At 63.5% G+C, this 18,455-nt stretch carries 16 protein-coding genes and 1 tRNA gene; 14 read left to right on the top strand and 3 right to left on the bottom strand.

Going from position 1 to position 18,455, the window contains the following annotated elements; genetic code table 11:
- The first annotated feature begins 52 nt into the window (after positions 1–52).
- Positions 53–1,156, top strand: coding sequence for a LysR family transcriptional regulator (locus NE850_RS22480; RefSeq protein WP_007179719.1), 1,104 nt, complete (start codon positions 53–55; stop codon positions 1,154–1,156).
- Between the two features lie 163 nt (positions 1,157–1,319).
- Here NE850_RS22480 and NE850_RS22475 read toward each other — a convergent pair whose 3' ends face one another.
- From NE850_RS22475 to dprA, 3 genes are all read right to left on the bottom strand, one after another.
- The gene (locus tag NE850_RS22475) at positions 1,320–3,986 is read right to left on the bottom strand and encodes a DNA topoisomerase III (RefSeq protein WP_007179718.1); all 2,667 of its coding nucleotides are present in this window, start codon (positions 3,984–3,986) and stop codon (positions 1,320–1,322) included.
- Positions 3,987–4,233: 247 nt separating this feature from the next.
- On the bottom strand, positions 4,234–4,611 hold the full coding sequence (locus tag NE850_RS22470) for a thioredoxin family protein (RefSeq protein ID WP_007179717.1): 378 nt from the start codon (positions 4,609–4,611) through the stop codon (positions 4,234–4,236).
- Between the two features lie 89 nt (positions 4,612–4,700).
- On the bottom strand, positions 4,701–5,966 hold the full coding sequence (gene dprA / locus NE850_RS22465) for a DNA-processing protein DprA (protein WP_310699423.1): 1,266 nt from the start codon (positions 5,964–5,966) through the stop codon (positions 4,701–4,703).
- A gap of 244 nt (positions 5,967–6,210) precedes the next feature.
- On the opposite strand from dprA, the gene def reads away from it, so the two are divergent.
- The 13 genes from def to NE850_RS22400 all read left to right on the top strand — a co-directional run bounded on the left by def (position 6,211) and on the right by NE850_RS22400 (position 18,413).
- Positions 6,211–6,714, top strand: a complete 504-nt coding sequence (def, locus tag NE850_RS22460; RefSeq protein WP_310699422.1) for a peptide deformylase — start codon at positions 6,211–6,213, stop codon at positions 6,712–6,714.
- Positions 6,715–6,745: 31 nt separating this feature from the next.
- Entirely contained in the window at positions 6,746–7,732 is a 987-nt protein-coding gene (gene fmt / locus NE850_RS22455) for a methionyl-tRNA formyltransferase (RefSeq protein ID WP_007179714.1), read from the top strand.
- A gap of 113 nt (positions 7,733–7,845) precedes the next feature.
- Positions 7,846–8,487 (top strand): LysE family translocator, encoded by a 642-nt coding sequence (locus NE850_RS22450; protein WP_007179713.1) that lies wholly within the window; start codon positions 7,846–7,848, stop codon positions 8,485–8,487.
- A 104-nt stretch (positions 8,488–8,591) separates the two neighbouring features.
- Positions 8,592–9,449, top strand: a complete 858-nt coding sequence (gene htpX / locus NE850_RS22445; protein ID WP_165184246.1) for a zinc metalloprotease HtpX — start codon at positions 8,592–8,594, stop codon at positions 9,447–9,449.
- A 312-nt stretch (positions 9,450–9,761) separates the two neighbouring features.
- Positions 9,762–11,201 (top strand): 16S rRNA (cytosine(967)-C(5))-methyltransferase RsmB, encoded by a 1,440-nt coding sequence (rsmB, locus tag NE850_RS22440; protein ID WP_310699421.1) that lies wholly within the window; start codon positions 9,762–9,764, stop codon positions 11,199–11,201.
- Entirely contained in the window at positions 11,198–11,797 is a 600-nt protein-coding gene (locus tag NE850_RS22435) for a DUF4390 domain-containing protein (protein ID WP_310699420.1), read from the top strand. The genes rsmB and NE850_RS22435 overlap by 4 nt, the downstream gene beginning before the upstream one ends.
- A complete protein-coding gene (locus NE850_RS22430; RefSeq protein ID WP_007179709.1) occupies positions 11,787–14,201 on the top strand; it encodes a PAS domain-containing sensor histidine kinase in 2,415 nt (804 codons plus the stop codon). The genes NE850_RS22435 and NE850_RS22430 overlap by 11 nt, the downstream gene beginning before the upstream one ends.
- A complete protein-coding gene (gene esaR, locus NE850_RS22425) occupies positions 14,202–14,891 on the top strand; it encodes a response regulator transcription factor EsaR (protein ID WP_007179708.1) in 690 nt (229 codons plus the stop codon).
- A gap of 120 nt (positions 14,892–15,011) precedes the next feature.
- Positions 15,012–15,087, top strand: a tRNA-Phe gene (locus NE850_RS22420).
- Positions 15,088–15,476: 389 nt separating this feature from the next.
- Positions 15,477–16,208, top strand: a complete 732-nt coding sequence (queC, locus tag NE850_RS22415; RefSeq protein WP_007179707.1) for a 7-cyano-7-deazaguanine synthase QueC — start codon at positions 15,477–15,479, stop codon at positions 16,206–16,208.
- 99 nt (positions 16,209–16,307) lie between these two features.
- Positions 16,308–16,940 (top strand): 7-carboxy-7-deazaguanine synthase, encoded by a 633-nt coding sequence (queE, locus tag NE850_RS22410; protein WP_007179706.1) that lies wholly within the window; start codon positions 16,308–16,310, stop codon positions 16,938–16,940.
- 6 nt (positions 16,941–16,946) lie between these two features.
- The gene (queD, locus tag NE850_RS22405) at positions 16,947–17,393 is read left to right on the top strand and encodes a 6-carboxytetrahydropterin synthase QueD (protein WP_007179705.1); all 447 of its coding nucleotides are present in this window, start codon (positions 16,947–16,949) and stop codon (positions 17,391–17,393) included.
- A gap of 237 nt (positions 17,394–17,630) precedes the next feature.
- A complete protein-coding gene (locus NE850_RS22400; protein ID WP_007179704.1) occupies positions 17,631–18,413 on the top strand; it encodes an HpcH/HpaI aldolase/citrate lyase family protein in 783 nt (260 codons plus the stop codon).
- The last annotated feature ends 42 nt before the right edge of the window (positions 18,414–18,455 follow it).

The following is an 18,455-nucleotide window of genomic DNA, read 5'->3' as shown; positions in this document are numbered from 1 at the left end:
TCACTGGTTTTCACCAATTGTCAGGAAGCAGTAACACGGCAGGAGTTGTCCTATGGATCATTTGCAGTCGATGCGAGTTTTCGTCAAAGTGGCGGATCTCGGCAGTTTTGCCCGCGCTGCGAGCGCGATGGATATTTCCAACGCAGTTGCCACCCGTCACGTTGCCGACCTCGAAGGCCGTCTTGGTACGCGACTGCTCAATCGCACCACTCGCAGCTTGTCTCTGACCGAATCCGGCCAGGTGTATCTTGAGCGCGCGCGCCAGATTCTCGACGAACTGGAAGACGTCGAGCAGATGGTGGTGGCGCGCAATCACGAACCCGTCGGCACGTTGCGAATCGTCGCGCCGGTCGTGTTCGGGTTGCACAATCTCGCGCCCGTGCTTCAGACGTACGCGGAGCGTTATCCGAAAGTCATTCCCGACGTCACGCTGGTTGACCGCCAGGTCGATCTGGTCGAAGAAGGCTTCGACGTGGGCGTGGTGATCGCGCGGCAAATGCGCAGCGCAAGCATCGTCACACGGCGTCTTACCACCGGCTGCATGACGGTGTGCGCCACGCCGGCGTATCTGGAGAAGCACGGCATGCCCACGCGTCCGGAGCATCTGCTCGAGCATCCGTGCCTGAGCCTGCCTTCCGAATATTGGGGCGACGAGCGTGTGTTCACTGGCCCGGAAGGCGAGGTGCGCGTGCGTCCGTCGAACGTGATCGTCGCGAACAACACCGAAATGCTGCGTCAGTTTGCGCTGCTCGGCATGGGCATCGCGATCCTGCCGAGCTATCTGATTGGCCGCGACATGACGCGCGGCAGGCTCGTGCGTCTGCTCGGCGACTACCGGCTGCCGCAGGTCGAGATCAACATTGCGTATCCGAGCCGGCGCCATTTGCCGGCGAAGGTGCGCACGTTCATCGACCATCTGGTCGAGCATTTCAGCCAGACGCCGAACAGCCTGCTCGGCGAACAGTGGATCAAGGAGGACGGCCTTGGCCGGTCCGCTGTGACGACGGCGCCGGATTCTGCGGATCCCATGCCGCCGGAAGCGTTCGACGGTGCTGAGCCGCTCTCACGCCTGCTGGACAGCGAGTTATCGCCGCTGCCGAAGACGCTTGCAAAAACGACGCCTCGCACTCGGTCAACGGCCTTGTCGCCGCTGTAAGTGTTGGACTTGGTGTTGGATCGATAAAGCCGGTAACGCCTGCAAAGGGCGCTTTCCGGGGGACACATGAAAAAGGCGCGGTCACAAAGTGACCGCGCCTTTTTTCGTGGCAGGCAGCAAACCAGGCGGCTGGAAGCGAATCTCCTTCCCGCCGCCGATTTGATTACGAGCCGGTTTTACGCGCCGCTGTTTTCCTGGCTGGCGCTTTCTTGGCTGCCGCCGTTTTGGTTGCGGGCGCTTTTTTCGCCGCAACCTTCTTTGCTGCCGGCGCGGCCTTCACCGCCACCGGCGCTCCGCCTTCCTCGGACTCCGAATCTGCTGATTCCGCCGCTGCCTTGGCCGCCGCCGTCTTCGCAACAGTCTTCGCCGACGGCTCCTTCTTCTCGAACTCGAAGCCGATCTTGCCGTCGTTCTGCTTGACGAGGAATGCCTTGAAATTCCGGCCGGTACGCGACGACTTGAAGTTCGTCAGCAGGTCCGTGCGGCCTTCTTCGAGCAGCTTGGCCATCTGCTCGCGGGCGATTTCCTGCTGCAGGATCACCTTGCCGGAGCGGAAGTCGCAAGTTTTCGGATTGGCGACCGAGTTCTCGCAGACGTAGCTCATGCCGTGCTCGAACACCCGGCCCTTGCACTTCGGGCACGCGCCGACCGGTTGCTGATCGGAGAAGTCAGGCGGTTCGCCGTCTTCGCCGCCGGCATCCTGGCCGAAGTCGAATTCAAGCTTGTAGTTCTTGATCTCATCATCGAACGAGAGCTTCAGGATCGCCGAGAACGGCCGGCCCATCTTGCTGCGGAAACCCGACAGCGGCCCGATCGTCTTATTCCGCAGCAACTCTTCGACTTCCGGAATTTCGAACTGACGTCCGCCCGGAATCTTCGAAATCGAGAACTCGCACTTCGAGCAGGCAAAGCGCCGGTAGTTCTCCTTCACCTGGCCGCCGCAATTCGGACACGGCGTTTCCAGGGTCGCGTAGTCGCCCGGGATCGTGTCGGAGTCGTACTCTTTCGCGCGCTTCACGATGGTCTGCGTCATGCGGGCGATTTCCTGCATGAACGCGTCGCGCGGCAGGTTGCCGCGTTCCATTTGCGAGAGCTTGTATTCCCACTCCCCGGTCAATTCCGGCGCCGTCAGTTCCTTCACGCCGAGACCGCGCAACAGCGTCATGAGCTGGAAAGCCTTGGCGGTCGGAATCAGATCGCGGCCTTCGCGAATCAGATACTTTTCACCCAGCAAACCTTCGATGATCGCCGCTCGCGTGGCCGGCGTGCCGAGCCCCTTGGCCGCCATCGCTTCGCGCAACTCGTCGTCTTCGACGAGTTTGCCCGCGCCTTCCATGGCCGACAGCAAGGTGGCTTCGTTGTAGCGTGCAGGCGGCTTCGTCACCAGTTGCTGGGCGGCGATCTTGTCCGTCTTGACCTTCTCGTCCTTCTGCACCGGCACGAGGTTCGCGTCTTCGCCGCTGATCTCGCGGCCGTAGACCTGCAACCAGCCCGGCTCGACCAGTACCTTGCCTTCGGTCTTGAAGTGATGGCCGACCACTTCCGTGATCCGCGTCGTCACCTTGAATTCGGCGGCGGGGAAGAACACCGACAGGAATCGCTTCACGACGAGGTCGTAGAGCTTCTGTTCCGGTTCGGACAGGTTCTTCGGCGCTTGCAGTGTCGGGATGATGGCGAAGTGGTCGCTGATCTTCGAGTTGTCGAAGATGCGCTTGTTCGGCTTCACCCAGCCCTTGTCGAGCACCTGCTTGGCGAACGGCAGATAGTTGTTGCTCTCCTTGAGCATGCCGAGCGTCTCTTTGACCGTATCCATATAGTCTTCCGGCAGCGCGCGCGCGTCGGTACGGGGATAGGTCAGCACCTTGTGCTTTTCGTACAGCGCCTGGGCGAGGCCCAAGGTGTTCTTCGCCGAGAAGCCGAAGCGGCCGTTGGCCTCCCGCTGCAAGCTGGTCAGGTCGAAGAGCGCCGGCGACAGTTGCGTGGACGGCTTCGATTCCTCGGTCACCGTGCCGATCTGGCCACGGCACGCGGCGACGATCGTTTCGGCCGCGGGCAGCGACCACAGGCGCGAATCACGTTTTTCCGGATCGAACTCGTCGCGCTTGAATTTCGGATCGAACCAGCGGCCTTCGTAGAAGCCGGCCGAGCAGACGAATTCCGCCTTCACTTCCCAATAGTCGCGCGGCACGAAGCGGCGAATCTTCTCTTCGCGCTCGACCACGATCGACAGCGTTGGCGTTTGCACCCGCCCGACCGTGGTCAGGAAGAAGCCGCCGCCCTTGCTGTTGAACGCGGTCATGGCCCGCGTGCCGTTGATGCCGACCAGCCAGTCCGCCTCCGAGCGACAGCGCGCAGCATCGGCGAGCGGCTGCATCTCTTCGTCGCTGCGCAGACGGGCGAAGCCGTCGCGGATCGCGCCCGCCGTCATGGATTGCAGCCACAGGCGCTGCACCGGCTGCTTGGCTTTCGCGTGCTGCGCGATCAGGCGGAATATCAGCTCGCCCTCGCGCCCCGCGTCGCATGCGTTGATCAGACGGTCGACGTCCTTGCGCTTGAGCAACTTGGTCAGCACCTTCAGGCGCGACTCGCTCTTGGCGATCGGGTTGAGATCGAAGTGCGGCGGGATGACGGGCAGGTTGGCGAAACTCCACTTGCCGCGTTTGACTTCGTAGTCTTCGGGCGCGGCAATTTCCAGCAGGTGGCCGACTGCCGAGGAAAGGACGTACTCGTCGCTTTCGTAGTATTCGTCATGCTTGGTAAAGCCGCCCAAAGCGCGCGCGATGTCGTTCGCGACGGAAGGCTTTTCGGCGATGATCAGTGCTTTGGACATGACTCGATGTGAGGTTGGTAGATCAGGGTTGATGGCCGTGAGTGCGCTTTTAATCAGCGCGACCCTCGTTTGCGACCTTTGCGACCCATTAACGACCGCTTTATAGCACACGCCGCGAAACCGGCGTCTCAAGTGCCATAAAGCGCGCCATCATAATTGCGTGCTCAGGCATTGGGCAAGCGGCGGCAAACGCCTTGTGCGCCTCCCGCAACGCCCGGGCTGCCTGGCTTCCAGGCCGGCGGCCGAATCAGGCGGCGGTCAGCGCGGGCCGCAGTTTGGGCGCGCCGCTGACGCCGGGCAGGGCCGTCAGATCAGACAACATCCGTTCCACAATCGCCGCCTGCGGCAGCACGGTGCCGAAAAACCGCGTCGTAACCGAATCTTCGATCAGTATGGTCGGAAAATTCTCCACATCCAGATCGTCGAAGCGGTCCGCATGAGTTTCGATGTCGATCCATGCGAAACAGATTTCCGGGTGCCGGTCGGCTAATTTGTCGAACGCGTCCCGATACTCACGGCAGGTTCCGCACCATTCCGCGCACAGGCAGGCAACGAACAGCGTCTCGGATTCGTTGACGCGCTCGGCGATCCGGTCTTGGTCGGTGTCGAGATTCAGCGCGGGCATGGTGGTTCCTTACGTACTTTTGTCAGGTGCTTTGGCGCGAATGTAGCATGGCCGATCCCGAATGGTCGCCGAATCCGGTCAATGCGGGGTCAGCCGTGGCTTGCCCGCATGAAGCGGCCGCCGGGCAGCACGGTGACCTGACCGGCAAGTTCGAGTTGCAACAAAGTGCTTTGCAGGGCCGCGTCTTCCATCTCGGTGCGGATAGCGAGAATTTCAAGCGTGGTGGGTGAATGGCCGAGTGCGGTGAGGAGGCGCTCGGCTTCGGGATCGACCGGTCGGCGGGGCGGCGCGGGGTTCGGGGCGGTTGCTGAGTCGGCGGCAGATGCCGCTGCCGTCTGCGCCGTTGCCGGCTTCGGCCGAACCGCTGTCGCGCCGCTTACCGCTGGCGCCTTTCTTGAACCGGCATCGCTCCAGAGAATGGAATGCGCCGGACCCGAAGCCGCCCGCGGTGCTTCCCGCCGCGTGAAACCCAGTTCTTCCAGCACCTCGTCCGGCGTTTCCACCAGCTTCGCGCCTTGTTTGATGATGCGATGACACCCCCGCGACAGCGGTGCGTGAATCGAGCCGGGCAACGCGAAAATATCGCGCCCCATCTCATTGGCGAGTCGAGCCGTTATCAGCGAACCTGAGCGCATCGCCGCTTCGACGATCACCACGCCGCTGACGAGCCCGGCAATCAGCCGATTGCGCTGTGGGAAATTGGCGGCACGCGCAGGCGTGCCGAGCGGCCATTCGGAGAGGATCGCGCCCTGTACCGCGATCTGCCGCGCCAGCGCGTGATGCGCCGACGGGTACACGAGGTCCGCGCCCGTGCCGATCACGGCGACGGTGCCCCCGACGCCTTCCAGTCCGCCTCGATGCGCGGCGCCGTCGATGCCGAGCGCGAGCCCCGAGACGACGGTAACGCCGGCTACCGAGAGCTCCCGTGCGAAACGCTCCGCGTCTTCGACACCTTGCGGGGTAGCGCTGCGGCTACCCACGAGGGCGACCGCTCGCGTATGCAGCAGATTCAAGCGTCCCTTTATATATAGCAGGGGCGGTGGATCGGGCATGGTCAGCAGCGCCGGCGGGTAAGCGGGGTCGTCGAGCGTCACGATCTGATTGCCGGGTTGCTCACGCCACGCGATCACGGCGTCGAGTTGGGCGTCGAATTCGGGGCCGGTCGGCGCCAGCGCCGCGCGTGCTGCGGCGTCGCCGGCAATCGCGGCGAGTGCCTCGGGCGCTTGATCGAAGATCGCTTCAGGCAGTCCGAAAGCGCACAGCAGCAGGCGCAGTGCCGCAGGTTTCAGCCCTGGCGCGAGTGAAAGCCGCAGCCACGCGGCGAGTTCAATGTCGGTTGCAGGCAAGGTGTGCATTGCGTGTCGATCCTCCTACTGGGCCAGCGGGCAGGCGGGCGCCATGCTAAAATTTTTATCATCCGAAATAACTGCAGCGCCGCGCCCACCCGCGCGGGCTCGTCGTCTAGCGCATGTGGCGCGTTGAATCGAACCGGTTCGACACCATCTATCCTGTGCGTAATACGATGAGCCCACAACCTGGCCGAATGGCCAACGCGAGCCTTCCACCGGTCAGCGGCGCCTGAAAATCACACTCGAAATCATGGCTTTACTGAACATCATCAATTACCCGGACAAACGGCTGCACAAGCTTGCCAAGCCGGTCGAAGCGGTCAACGACCGCATCCGCCGCCTCGTCAAGGACATGGCCGAAACCATGTACGCCGCGCCAGGCGTCGGCCTCGCCGCGACCCAGGTGGACGTGCATGAGCGTGTGATCGTGATCGACGTGTCGGACGACCACAACGCACTGCTCGCCTTCATCAATCCGGAAATCATCTGGTCGAGCGACGAAAGAAAGCTTTCCGAAGAGGGCTGTCTCTCAGTGCCGGGCATTTACGACAATGTCGAGCGCGCGGAGAAAGTGCGCGTACGGGCGCTCAACGAGAAGGGCGAAACCTTCGAGATGGACTGCGAAGGCCTGCTCGCGGTGTGCATCCAGCACGAAATGGATCACCTGATGGGCCGCGTGTTCGTCGAGTACCTGTCGTCGCTGAAGCAGACGCGCATCAAGAGCAAGATGAAGAAGCTCGCCCACGCAATGTAATGCGCGTTCACCTCGCCTACCGCCCCCGTTCATGAGTCATTCGCTGCGCGTCATCTTTGCCGGTACGCCGGAGTTCGCCGCGGCCGCGCTGGCCGCGATCCACGGTGCCGGTTTTCCGGTGCCGCTCGTGCTCACCCAGCCGGACCGGCCCGCCGGACGCGGCATGAAACTGCAGACGAGCCCGGTCAAGCGCTACGCGCAGGAGCATGGACTCGCCGTCGCCCAGCCGCCTTCGCTGCGTCGCGCCGGCAAGTATCCTGAGGAAGCCGCCGCCGCGATCGGGCAACTGCGCGCCACGCCGCACGACGTCATGGTAGTGGCCGCTTACGGTCTGATTCTGCCGCAGGAAGTGCTCGATATTCCGCCGCTCGGCTGCATCAACATTCACGCGTCGCTATTGCCGCGCTGGCGCGGCGCGGCGCCGATCCATCGCGCGATCGAAGCGGGCGACGCCGAAACCGGCATCACGCTGATGCAGATGGACGTCGGCCTCGACACCGGCGCGATGATCTCCGAAACGCGCACGGCGATTTCCGGCGACGACACGACGGCCACGCTGCACGACCGTCTCGCGCAAGACGGCGCGAAGCTGATCGTCGAGGCGCTGATCGAACTGGAGCGCACCGGCAGACTGGCGGCCACGCCGCAACCTGCGGACGGCGTCACCTACGCGGAAAAGATCGGCAAGCACGAAGCCGCGCTCGACTGGCGCCGCCCGGCGGCCGTGCTCGCTCGCCAGGTGCGCGCGTTCGACCCGTTCCCCGGCGGCGTCGGCACGCTCGAAGACGGCACGTCGATCAAGATCTGGGGCGCGATTCCTGCCGATACAAAAGCCGGCGGCGCGCCCGGCACGATTGCCGAGGTCACGCCCGAAGGCGTGGTCGTGGCTTGTGGCGAAGGCGCGCTGCGTCTCACGCAACTGCAGAAACCCGGCGGTAAACGCCTGCCGGTGCGCGAATTCCTGGCCGGCTCGGCGCTGGCCGTGGGACAACGCTTTCAACTTCCCGAAGCAAAGTAACACGCTTGCGCATGACCCGAACATCGTCCATTCGGCCGATGTTCAAGCCCCGCTGGACAAGCCGGCCGCGCGTTAGAATCCTCCGTGCAACATCCCGCATTTCAAGGATTCCCATGTTCGGCATCACCCATTTCGAATTTTTCGTCGTCGCGGTCTTTCTTCTGAACGTGACGCCCGGTCCGGACACGGCATATATCGTTGGTCGCAGCGTCGCTCAAGGCCGCGGCGCGGGTCTGATGTCGGCGCTCGGCATTTCCGCGGGTTGCTGCGTTCACTCGCTGGCCTGTGCGTTCGGCTTGACCGCGCTGCTGGCAGCGTCGGCCGCCGCATTTACCGTCATCAAGTTCGTCGGCGCTATTTATCTGATCTATCTTGGAGTGCGGCTGATTTTCGCCAAACCGGCCGCCGACCAGGCGGCGGGCGAAGCGCGCGCGGCCGGTGCGTCCAAGTCGTTGCGGCAGCTTTTCCTGCAAGGCTTCTGGACCAACGTGCTGAACCCCAAGGTGGTGCTGTTCTTCGTGTCGTTCTTCCCGCAATTCGTGGCGATCGGCAGCGACCACAAAGCGCTCGCCTTCCTCACGCTGGGCACCGTGTTCGTCGTGATGAGCACGCTGTGGAACAGCCTTGTCGCGTGGGTCGCGGGCAGTGTGACGCGGCGCTTCTCCGGGCGGCCGTCGGTGAAGCAGTGGCTGGACCGCGGCGTCGGCGGCGCGTTTGTCGGCTTGGGTGTCAAGCTCGCCACTGCATCGAGATGATTGAATTTTCCTCGCGCGCCCATATCTAACGTTTCGCTTACAATCAGGCGCCGCGATCATGTGGCGCAGATATGAACCCCGCGTTAGGGCAAGGAGTTGCAGACATGTTCAATTGGGTCAAAACCGCGATGTTGATGGCCGCGATCACGGCCCTTTTCATCGTGATCGGCGGGATGATCGGCGGGTCGCGCGGCATGACGATCGCGCTCGTGATCGCCCTTGGAATGAATTTCTTTTCGTACTGGTTCTCGGACAAGATGGTGCTGCGCATGTACAACGCGCAGGAAGTCGACGAAACCAGCGCGCCGCAGTTCTATCGCATGGTGCGCGAGCTTTCCATGCGCGCCGGCCTGCCCATGCCGCGCGTGTACCTGATCAATGAAGATGCGCCGAACGCGTTCGCCACCGGCCGCAATCCGGAGCATGCGGCGGTTGCTGCGACCACCGGCATTCTGCGTGTATTGTCCGAGCGCGAAATGCGCGGCGTGATGGCGCATGAACTCGCGCACGTGAAACATCGCGACATTCTGATTTCGACCGTCTCGGCCACTATGGCCGGCGCCATTTCCGCGCTGGCGAACTTCGCGATGTTCTTCGGCGGGCGCGACGAAAACGGTCGGCCTACGAACCCGATCGCGAGCATTGCGGTCGCGCTGCTGGCGCCGATCGCCGGTGCGTTGATCCAGATGGCGATTTCGCGTGCACGTGAATTCGAAGCCGACCGCGGCGGCGCGCAGATTTCCGGCGACCCGCAGGCGCTCGCTTCGGCGCTCGACAAGATCCACCGTTACGCGAGCGGGATTCCGTTTCCCACCGCCGAGCAGCATCCGGCCACCGCGCAAATGATGATCATGAATCCGTTGGCGGGCGGTGGTATCGCGAATCTATTCTCCACGCACCCGGCTACCGAGGAACGCATCGCACGTTTGATGGAAATGGCGCGCACGGGGCGCTTCGAATAACGCCGCGATAACACAGCGCGGCGTTCAGGAGGGCGAGTCTGAGGGCTCGCCTTTTTTTGCGGAACACAAAGGGCAAGCGAACGAGCGGCGGCAGCGCCGGATCACCTGACCATCAATTGTTTTCACGACGGTTGAGGGTTGTCAGCGCATAGCCGAACCTGCGCTAGAGCTTCCCCCTTTCCCGCTTGCCGCACATGTGCAAAGGCCAGCTCCAGCCGCTGCCGGCTGGCCGTGGCGGTCCGTGCACCGCGCCACGCTACAATGTGTGCTGATTGCGTCGCGCGTTCCGCGCGGCCTGCCTTAGCCTTCTTCATGACCACAAAGCCTTCTTCGCGTACTGCTTCCTCACCGGCGCGTCCGCGCGAATCCCGTTTGTCGATGCTGCATCTCGCGCCCGAATCGCTCGGTTTCGCGCTCGACTGCGCGGGCCAGGCTGTCGGCGCCGTGCGTCTGGGCGCGGCCTTGCCGGCCGCGCTGCAATCCGTCTTCGTGTCCGCGCCGGAGGGTAGCGCCGCGGCCGCGCGCGGCGCGGTGCAGGACATTGCGTACCGCACCATGCGGCGTCTGGCGACCGCCGAGTGGCTAATCGCGAAGCTGGTGAAAAAGGCGCCGCCGCCGCACGTCGGTCATGTGCTCGCCTGCTCGCTGGCCTTGCTTATCGACGACGAAGCGAACGCTGCCTACGCGCCGTTCACGGTGGTCGATCAGGCGGTGAGCGCGATCGCCGCGCGTCGTGAATTCGCGTTCGCCAAGGGGCTCGTCAATGCCGTGCTGCGCACTTTTCTGCGTGAGCGCGAAGCGCTGTTGAGCGCCGCGCAAACTGACGAAGTGGCGTGCTGGAACTACCCCGCCTGGTGGATCGATGCGGTGAAGCGCGCATGGCCCGACGCATGGCAGTCGGTGCTCGCTGCCGGCGATACGCAAGGTCCGCTGACGCTGCGCGTGAACGCGCGCCGTTCGACAGTCGACGCCTACCTGCAAGTGCTGCAAAACCATCACATTGCCGCAAGCAAGGGCGGCGACTATGCCGTCAAGCTCGCCACGCCGATGCCGGTAGACCGCATTCCGGGCTTCAACGACGGTGTCGTTTCGGTGCAGGACGCCGGCGCGCAACTCGCCGCGCAACTGCTCGGCGTGCGCGACGGCATGCGCGTACTCGACGCCTGTGCGGCGCCCGGCGGCAAGACTGGCCATTTGCTCGAACTGGCCGACCTTCAGCTCGTCGCGCTCGAAAGCGACGCCGCGCGCGCGCGCCGTATCGGCGAAAATCTGCAGCGCCTCAAGCTCGAAGCGGAAGTGCGGATCGGCGACGCCGGCGCGCCCGCGAAGTGGCACGACGACATCGACCAGCCATTCGACCGCATTCTGGCCGACGTGCCGTGTTCGGCGTCGGGCATCGTGCGGCGCCATCCGGACATTCGCTGGCTGCGCCGCGCGTCCGACATTCCCGCGCTCGTCGCCGAACAGCGCCGCATTCTCGACGCGCTGTGGCCGCTCGTGAAACCAGGCGGCGAGTTGCTCTACGTTACGTGTTCGATCTTTCCCGAAGAAGGCGAGTTGCAGGCGCAGTGGTTTGGAAACAAGTATCAGGATGCGGTACGATTGGACGCGCCGGGGCAGCTGTTGCCTTCAGTCGCTCGCGCGCCCGCCGACACATCGGCCGGTTCCCATGCCGGACAATCCGCTGAAGACAGCGCCGGCGCGAATTCAGACCACGACGGATTCTTCTACGCGCGCTTCCAGAAACGGTGACCATCAAACGCTTCCTCCCGCTTCGGCTCGCTACCGTGCTCTGGATTGCGCTGGCCGTATGGCTGGCGGCGCCGGGCGTGGCGCACGCTGACTCGATCGCGGTGCAGCGTGCGTCGCTGCAAGCCGACAACACCGGCTGGAACCTCGACGCCCGTTTCGACTTCGACCTGAATAGCAACCTCGAAGACGCGGTCAATAAAGGTATCCCGCTCTATTTCACGACCGACTTCGAATTGAGCCGGCCGCGCTGGTACTGGTTCGACGAGCAGCCGGTGAGCGTGTCGCAAAGCATTCGCCTGTCGTTCCAGCCGCTCACGCGCGAATACCGCGTGTCGAGCGTGTCATCCGGCGGTTTGCAGCTCGGCTTCACCACGCTCAAGGATGCGCTCGCGGTCATCAAGCACATCACGTCGTGGCATGTGATAGACCGCAATGACGTGCACGCCGGGGAGAACTACACCGCATCGGTGCGTATGCAACTCGACATCGCGCTGATGCCCAAGCCGTTCCAGATCGACGCGGTGAACAACCGCGACTGGAATCTCGCATCCGAATGGAAGCGCTTTACCTTTACGGTGACCGAACGTGCTAAATAAAGTGCGCTCCGCCACCAGTGTCAGCAGCATCGTCGTGCGCGTGCTGGTGTCGACGGTCGCGGTCACGGCCGTGTTGCTGCTCGTGCTGCTGGCCGCCGCCAGCGCGAACACCGAATTCTTCGACCGCTATTACCAGTGGCTCTATGCCGCCAATCTCGCGGTCGCGATGATCTTTTTGCTGGTGGTGGCGACGCTCGTCATCATCATCATCGCGCGGCTGAGAAAGGGTAAGTTCGGCACGCGGCTCCTCGCGAAACTTGCGTTCTTCATGGCGCTGGTCGGTGTGGTGCCGGGCGGGATCATCTACGTCGTGTCGTATCAGTTCGTGTCGCGCAGTATCGAGTCGTGGTTCGATGTGAACGTCGAAACCGCGCTCACGTCCGGTCTGAATCTCGGGCGCGGCATGCTCGACGCGTCGCTGTCCGATCTGCAGACCAAGGGCCGTTTGATGTCCGAGCAGCTCGCGAGCGCGGATGCCGCGGGCACCACGCTCACGCTGCTGCGTCTGCGCGATCAGTTCGGCGTGCAGGATGCAACGATCGTCGAACCCACGCGCAGCATGTCGGGGGCGACGCCCGATATGCACGTGGTCGCGCAGGCATCCGGCAACTACGCAACGCTCGTGCCGAACGACCTCCCCACGCCGCTGATGATCGACCAGGCACGCGGCCGTGGCTATGCGGCGATCGAAGGCGAAGTGGACGGCGATCCTCACGCGCATGGCAGCAAGGGCGTGCTGCGTCTGCGCGTGGTGCAACGCATTCCCGACTCGAACGCCTCGCTGCTGCAGCCCACCGAACGCTTCCTGCAACTCACGCAGCCGGTGTCGCCCACGCTCGCGCGCAATGCCGACGCGGTGCAGCGCGCGTACCGCGAGTATCAGGAAAAGGCGCTCGGCCGCACGGGTTTGCGCAAGATGTACATTGGCACGCTGACGCTTGCGCTCTTTCTCGCCACCTTCATTGCGATGATGCTGGCGCTGGCGCTCGGCAATCAGTTGGCGCGGCCGTTGTTTCTGCTCGCGCAAGGCACCAAGGAAATCACGGAAGGCGACTACACGCCGAAGCGCGAAATCAAATCGCGTGACGAACTGGGCTTTCTCACGCAGTCGTTCAACGCGATGACGCGGCAGTTGTCCGAGGCGCGTGCGGCCGTCGAGAACAACCGCATTGCGCTCGAACATTCGAAGGCGTATCTGGAAAGCATTCTCGCGAACCTGACCGCGGGCGTGTTCGTGTTCGACCGGCAGTTCAGGCTGACCACCGCGAATCGCGGCGCCGAGCGGATTTTCCGTCAGCCGTTCCAGGCCGTGATGGGTTCGGCGCTGGATCAGATCGGCGTGTTGAGCGAATTCGGCGGCATGGTCCGCAAGGCTTTTGCCGATCGCGAAGCGGCGAGCGGCGACGGTCACGACGATCGCGGCCACTGGCAGCAGCAGTTTTCGGTGCAGGTGCCGGGCGAAACCGAGCCGCTCACCTTGCTCGTGCGCGGCGCGCGGCTCGTCTCGGCAACGGATCGCGACGCGGAAGACATGCAGACGTCCGGCTACGTCGTCGTGTTCGACGATATTTCGGACGTGATCTCCGCGCAGCGATCGATCGCATGGGGCGAAGTCGCGCGACGGCTCGCGCACGAGATCAAGAATCCGCTCACGCCGATCCAGCTTTCCGCCGAGCGTTTGCAGATGAAGCTCGCCGACAAGCTGTCGCCGTCCGACGCCGATGTGCTCAAGCGCGGCGCGACCACGATCGTGAACCAGGTCGCCGCCATGAAGCAGATGGTCGATAATTTCCGCGACTACGCGCGCACGCCGCCGGCGGTGCTCGCGCATCTGCAACTGAATGATCTGGTCAGTGAAGTGCTCACGCTGTACGGTATCGAAGAAGGCAAAGGCGCGATCCAGGTCGAGCTCGCTGCGTTGCCCGCCATTCGCGGCGACGCGACGCAATTGCGTCAGGTGATTCACAACCTGTTGCAGAACGCGCAGGATGCGGTGGCGGACCTCGAGCATCCGCGTGTGTTGCTCGAGACGAGGACAGTAGAATACGGAGACCCCGACGCGGAAGGCAAAGTGCGTGTCGCGGTGCGTCTGACCGTGTCGGACAACGGACCGGGCTTCCCCGCGCGTATCCTCACACGTGCATTCGAACCTTACGTAACGACCAAGGCCAAAGGTACGGGCCTGGGTCTTGCGATGGTCAAGAAGATCGTCGACGAACACGGCGCACGCATTGACATCCGCAATCGTATGAAAGCGGGCGATGTCATCGAGGGTGCGCAGATTTCGATCCTCTTCCTTCAACTGGCAGACGATGCCGCGACGCCCGGAACAGGGCCGCGTCCGGCGCACGGCGGTGCGTCGCAGGGAAAGACAAAAGCAACAGTGCAGACAAAGGCAGCGTAAATGGCAACCATCCTGGTGGTAGATGATGAAATGGGCATCCGGGAATTGCTCTCGGAGATCCTGAGCGACGAAGGGCATGTCGTGGAGGCCGCGGAAAACGCGCAGGAAGCGCGCGAGTTCCGTTTGCGCCAGGCGCCCGACCTGGTGCTGCTCGACATCTGGATGCCCGACACCGACGGTGTGACCTTGCTCAAGGAGTGGGCGGCGCAAGGGCAACTCACCATGCCGGTGATCATGATGTCCGGTCACGCGACGATCGATACAGCGGTTGAAGCAACCAAGATCGGTGCGCTCAATTTTCTCGAGAAACCGATTGCCTTGCAGAAGTTGCTGAAGGCCGTCGAGCAGGGCCTCGCGCGCGGCAACGCGGCGGGTGCGCCGGGCGGCGCGGCCGCCAAGCCGGTGTTGCCGGTGAGCGCTTCGGCGGTGGCTTCGGCGGCGGCATTGCCGATGCTCTCCACCGACGGCCTCGGCAGCGGCGCGCTGGCCGCGCAAACGGCCTCGATCTCGTTCGATATTCCGCTGCGCGACGCGCGCGATGCGTTCGAGCGCGCGTACTTCGAATATCACCTCGCGCGTGAGAACGGCAGCATGACGCGGGTCGCGGAGAAGACCGGGCTGGAGCGCACACACTTGTACCGCAAGCTCAAGCAACTCGGCGTCGATCTCGGCAAAAACAAGGGTGAGTGAGGTCTCCGACAGGCGCAAGTGAAGCCGGCGTTCCCTTCGCAGAAGATTCCGCGCTCACACATTTTTTCGACAAGGGGCTTGCCCCACTGCTGACCCTTTGATATTATTTCGTTCTTCGTTGGCCCGGTAGCTCAGTTGGTAGAGCAGCGGATTGAAAATCCGCGTGTCGATGGTTCGATTCCGTCCCAGGCCACCAGGATTCAGCCCCAGGAAATCGCAAGATTCCTGGGGCTTTTCCTTTCTGCGTCCCTATTGGGGTAGGCATGGTGGGCGTCCGTTGCTTCGGCTTGTGCGCGCCGCGCGGCAAGGGTCACCCGGCGGTATTCGGCGCCGCATGATAAAATCGCGCCAGTTCAAGGACTTGCACGTGAGTGCGTCGCCTGAGTGCCGCGCGGCAACGCCGCCACCAGCACCGAACCCTTCGCCCGACGATCAACGGTATAAGCGCCCAGCGACTCCGCATGCGGAAGGCGCGGCCTATACTGCTTTGGGCCGGCAGCAGTGCCGGTACGCGTCGCGCCGCGTTGCTTGCATGGCGCACCTCGCGCAGCGCGACGTGGCACTCTTCATTCACGGAGTTTCACGGTGATCCGCAAAGACGCTAAACGTAGCGCTCTGGTGCTGTTTTCCGGCGGCCAGGATTCCGCCACGTGCCTCGCCTGGGCGCTCGAACGTTATGAAACGGTCGAGACACTGGGCTTCGATTACGGTCAGCGGCACCGCGTCGAACTGGAATGCCGCGAGGGGTTTCGCAACGCCGTCGCGCGCGCATTTCCGGCATGGGCCGAGCGCCTCGGCGAAGACCATATGATCGATCTGTCGGTACTCGGCGCGATCAGCGACACGGCCATGACGCGCGAGATCGAGATCGAAGCCACGGCCAACGGTTTGCCGAACACGTTCGTGCCGGGCCGCAATCTGATGTTCATGACCATCGCTGCGGCGATTGCGTATCGGCGTGGTTTGCAGGTGCTGGTCGGCGGCATGTGCGAGACGGATTTCTCGGGCTATCCCGATTGCCGCGACGATACCATGAAGGCGTTGCAGGTCGCGCTGAACCTCGGCATGGACACGCGCTTCCTGCTCGAAACACCGTTGATGTGGCTCGACAAGGCCGACACCTGGCGCCTCGCGCACGAGCTCGGCGGCGCTGAACTGGTCGAACTGGTGCGCGTCGAGACGCATACGTGCTACCTCGGCGAACGCGCGGAATTGCATGCGTGGGGCTTCGGTTGTGGTGAATGCCCGGCGTGCCGCCTGCGCAAGCGCGGCTACGAAGCGTATCTGGCCGGTGAAAAGGTCACCGAGCCAGTCTGACGTTTCCCGCACCGGCGCGGCTCGGGGCACGAAGTTCGAGCACATGGCTCAGGCAACGACTCAGGCAATAATTTTCAGGAACACAGGGCAGAAAGCAGCATGACTTACGCGGTCAAGGAAATCTTCTACACGTTGCAGGGCGAGGGCGCGAATGCCGGGCGTCCGGCCGTCTTCTGCCGGTTCGCCGGCTGCAACCTGTGGTCGGGCCGTGAGGAAGATCGTGCGGAGGCGGTATGCCGCTTCTGCGATACGGACTTCGTCGGCACCGATGGTGAGAACGGCGGCAAGTACCGCACGGCTGAAGATCTGGTGCGGATGATCGCGTCGCAATGGCCGCAAGGCGAGGGCGAGCGTTTCGTGGTGTGCACGGGCGGCGAGCCGATGCTGCAGATCGACCAGCCGCTCGTCGACGCGCTGCATGCCGCCGGCTTTGAAATCGCTATCGAAACCAACGGCTCGCTGCCGGTGCTCGAGACGATCGACTGGATCTGCGTGAGCCCGAAGGCCGACGCGCCGCTCGTCGTGACCAAAGGCAACGAACTGAAGGTCGTGATCCCGCAGGACAACCAGCGCCTGTCCGAGTATGCGAAGCTCGACTTCGAGTATTTCCTCGTCCAGCCCATGGACGGCCCGTCGCGCGACATCAACACCAAGCTCGCGATCGACTGGTGCAAACGCCATCCGCAATGGCGCCTGTCGATGCAGACCCACAAGTATCTGAACATTCCCTGATTTGCCGTGCTGACGATTACACGAAAACTCGAATTCGACGCGGGTCACCGCATTCCCGATCACCGCAGCCAGTGCCGTAATCTGCACGGTCATCGCTATGTGCTCGAAATCACGCTGCAAGGCGATCTGGTCGACACCGAAGGCGCGCCTGACCGCGGCATGGTGATGGACTTCGCCGACGTGAAGTCGCTCGCCGTCGAGCATCTGGTCGACAGGTGGGACCATGCGTTTCTGGTCTATGAAGGCGACACGCAAGTGCGCGGTTTCCTTGAGACGATGGTCGGGCACAAGACGGTCGTGCTCGATCGTATTCCCACCGTCGAAAACCTTGCCGCCGTCGCGTTCGACATTCTCGCGAACGTCTACGATGCCCACTACGGCGTGAATCTCCGTTTGCATAAGCTGCGTCTGTACGAGACGCCGAACTGCTGGGCCGACGTGGTCCGCGACTAGACCTCAGCGCCGCCGCACTCCCGCAGGAAATCCCCTCGGGGACCGTCCAACCCTCGCGTTATTGTCACGGTATGATCGCTCCGATAACCACACGGAGCGAGACATGCCGGTCATCGCATTGCGTCGCAGCAGGCATCCAGGCCGCCACGGCCTGAGCCATTGTCTTTGTCTTTCTCTAGCCCATCACGCCGGCATTGCGCCTTGCGGCGCATGTCATCGCCGCCAAGGAGCGCGGCGATGAGCAGCCTGACCAATCCCCTCAAGCAACGCCTCAAGGAAACCGAGCCGCTGTTCGGCCTGTGGCTCTCGCTCGGCAGCGATGCCGCGGCCGAAGCGCTCGCGCACGCCGGTTACGACTGGCTGCTGATCGACATGGAGCACGCGCCGAACGATAGCGGCGACGTCGCCTCGCAATTGCGCGCAATCGCCGCCGCGCATCTACCGAGCGAGCCGGTGGTGCGCGTGCCGGCCAGCGAGGCGTGGCTCGTCAAGCGTGTGCTGGATGCTGGCGCGCGTACGCTGATGTTCCCGAATATCGAGTCCGCAGACGAAGCGGCGCGCGCCGTGCGTCTCACGCAATATCCGACCGCCGGCGCGCTCGACGGCGAGCGCGGCGTTGCCGGCATGGTGCGGGCCGCGGCCTACGGCATGCGGCGCGATTACGTGCAGACCGCCAACGCGCAGATCGCGACTATCGTGCAGATCGAGTCGGCGCGCGGCTTGCAGGAAGTGGAAAAGATCGCGGCGACGCCGGGTGTCGATTGCCTGTTCGTCGGACCGGCGGACCTTGCCGCGAGCCTCGGTCATCTCGGCGATTCGAAGCACGCCGACGTGCAGGCCGCGATGGCGCGCATCGTCAGCGCCGCGGATAAGGCGGGCATCGCCGCCGGTATTTTTGCTATGGATGTCGCGAGCGCAAAGCAGCATCGCGACGCCGGTTTTCGTTTTATCGCTCTGGCCGCCGACGTCATGTGGATGTTGCGCGCGACTCGCCAGGCATTGCAGGAGGTGAGGTCATGAAGGGGATGGTGCAGTGCGTCGCGGTGCGTCTGGTGGTTACGG

The organism is Paraburkholderia sp. USG1 (genome assembly GCF_031570135.1).
Lineage (GTDB): Bacteria > Pseudomonadota > Gammaproteobacteria > Burkholderiales > Burkholderiaceae > Paraburkholderia > Paraburkholderia dioscoreae.
Note: the sequence above shows the minus strand (reverse complement) of the source record. Positions and strands in the feature narration are given on the sequence as shown.

Coding starts and splice junctions, on each gene's coding strand:
- NE850_RS22480 (WP_007179719.1), top strand. CDS start 53: ATGGATCATTTGCAGTCGATGCGAGTTTTCGTCAAAGTGGCGGATCTC.
- NE850_RS22475 (WP_007179718.1), bottom strand. CDS start 3,986: ATGTCCAAAGCACTGATCATCGCCGAAAAGCCTTCCGTCGCGAACGAC.
- NE850_RS22470 (WP_007179717.1), bottom strand. CDS start 4,611: ATGCCCGCGCTGAATCTCGACACCGACCAAGACCGGATCGCCGAGCGC.
- dprA (WP_310699423.1), bottom strand. CDS start 5,966: ATGCACACCTTGCCTGCAACCGACATTGAACTCGCCGCGTGGCTGCGG.
- def (WP_310699422.1), top strand. CDS start 6,211: ATGGCTTTACTGAACATCATCAATTACCCGGACAAACGGCTGCACAAG.
- fmt (WP_007179714.1), top strand. CDS start 6,746: ATGAGTCATTCGCTGCGCGTCATCTTTGCCGGTACGCCGGAGTTCGCC.
- NE850_RS22450 (WP_007179713.1), top strand. CDS start 7,846: ATGTTCGGCATCACCCATTTCGAATTTTTCGTCGTCGCGGTCTTTCTT.
- htpX (WP_165184246.1), top strand. CDS start 8,592: ATGTTCAATTGGGTCAAAACCGCGATGTTGATGGCCGCGATCACGGCC.
- rsmB (WP_310699421.1), top strand. CDS start 9,762: ATGACCACAAAGCCTTCTTCGCGTACTGCTTCCTCACCGGCGCGTCCG.
- esaR (WP_007179708.1), top strand. CDS start 14,202: ATGGCAACCATCCTGGTGGTAGATGATGAAATGGGCATCCGGGAATTG.
- queE (WP_007179706.1), top strand. CDS start 16,308: ATGACTTACGCGGTCAAGGAAATCTTCTACACGTTGCAGGGCGAGGGC.
- NE850_RS22400 (WP_007179704.1), top strand. CDS start 17,631: ATGAGCAGCCTGACCAATCCCCTCAAGCAACGCCTCAAGGAAACCGAG.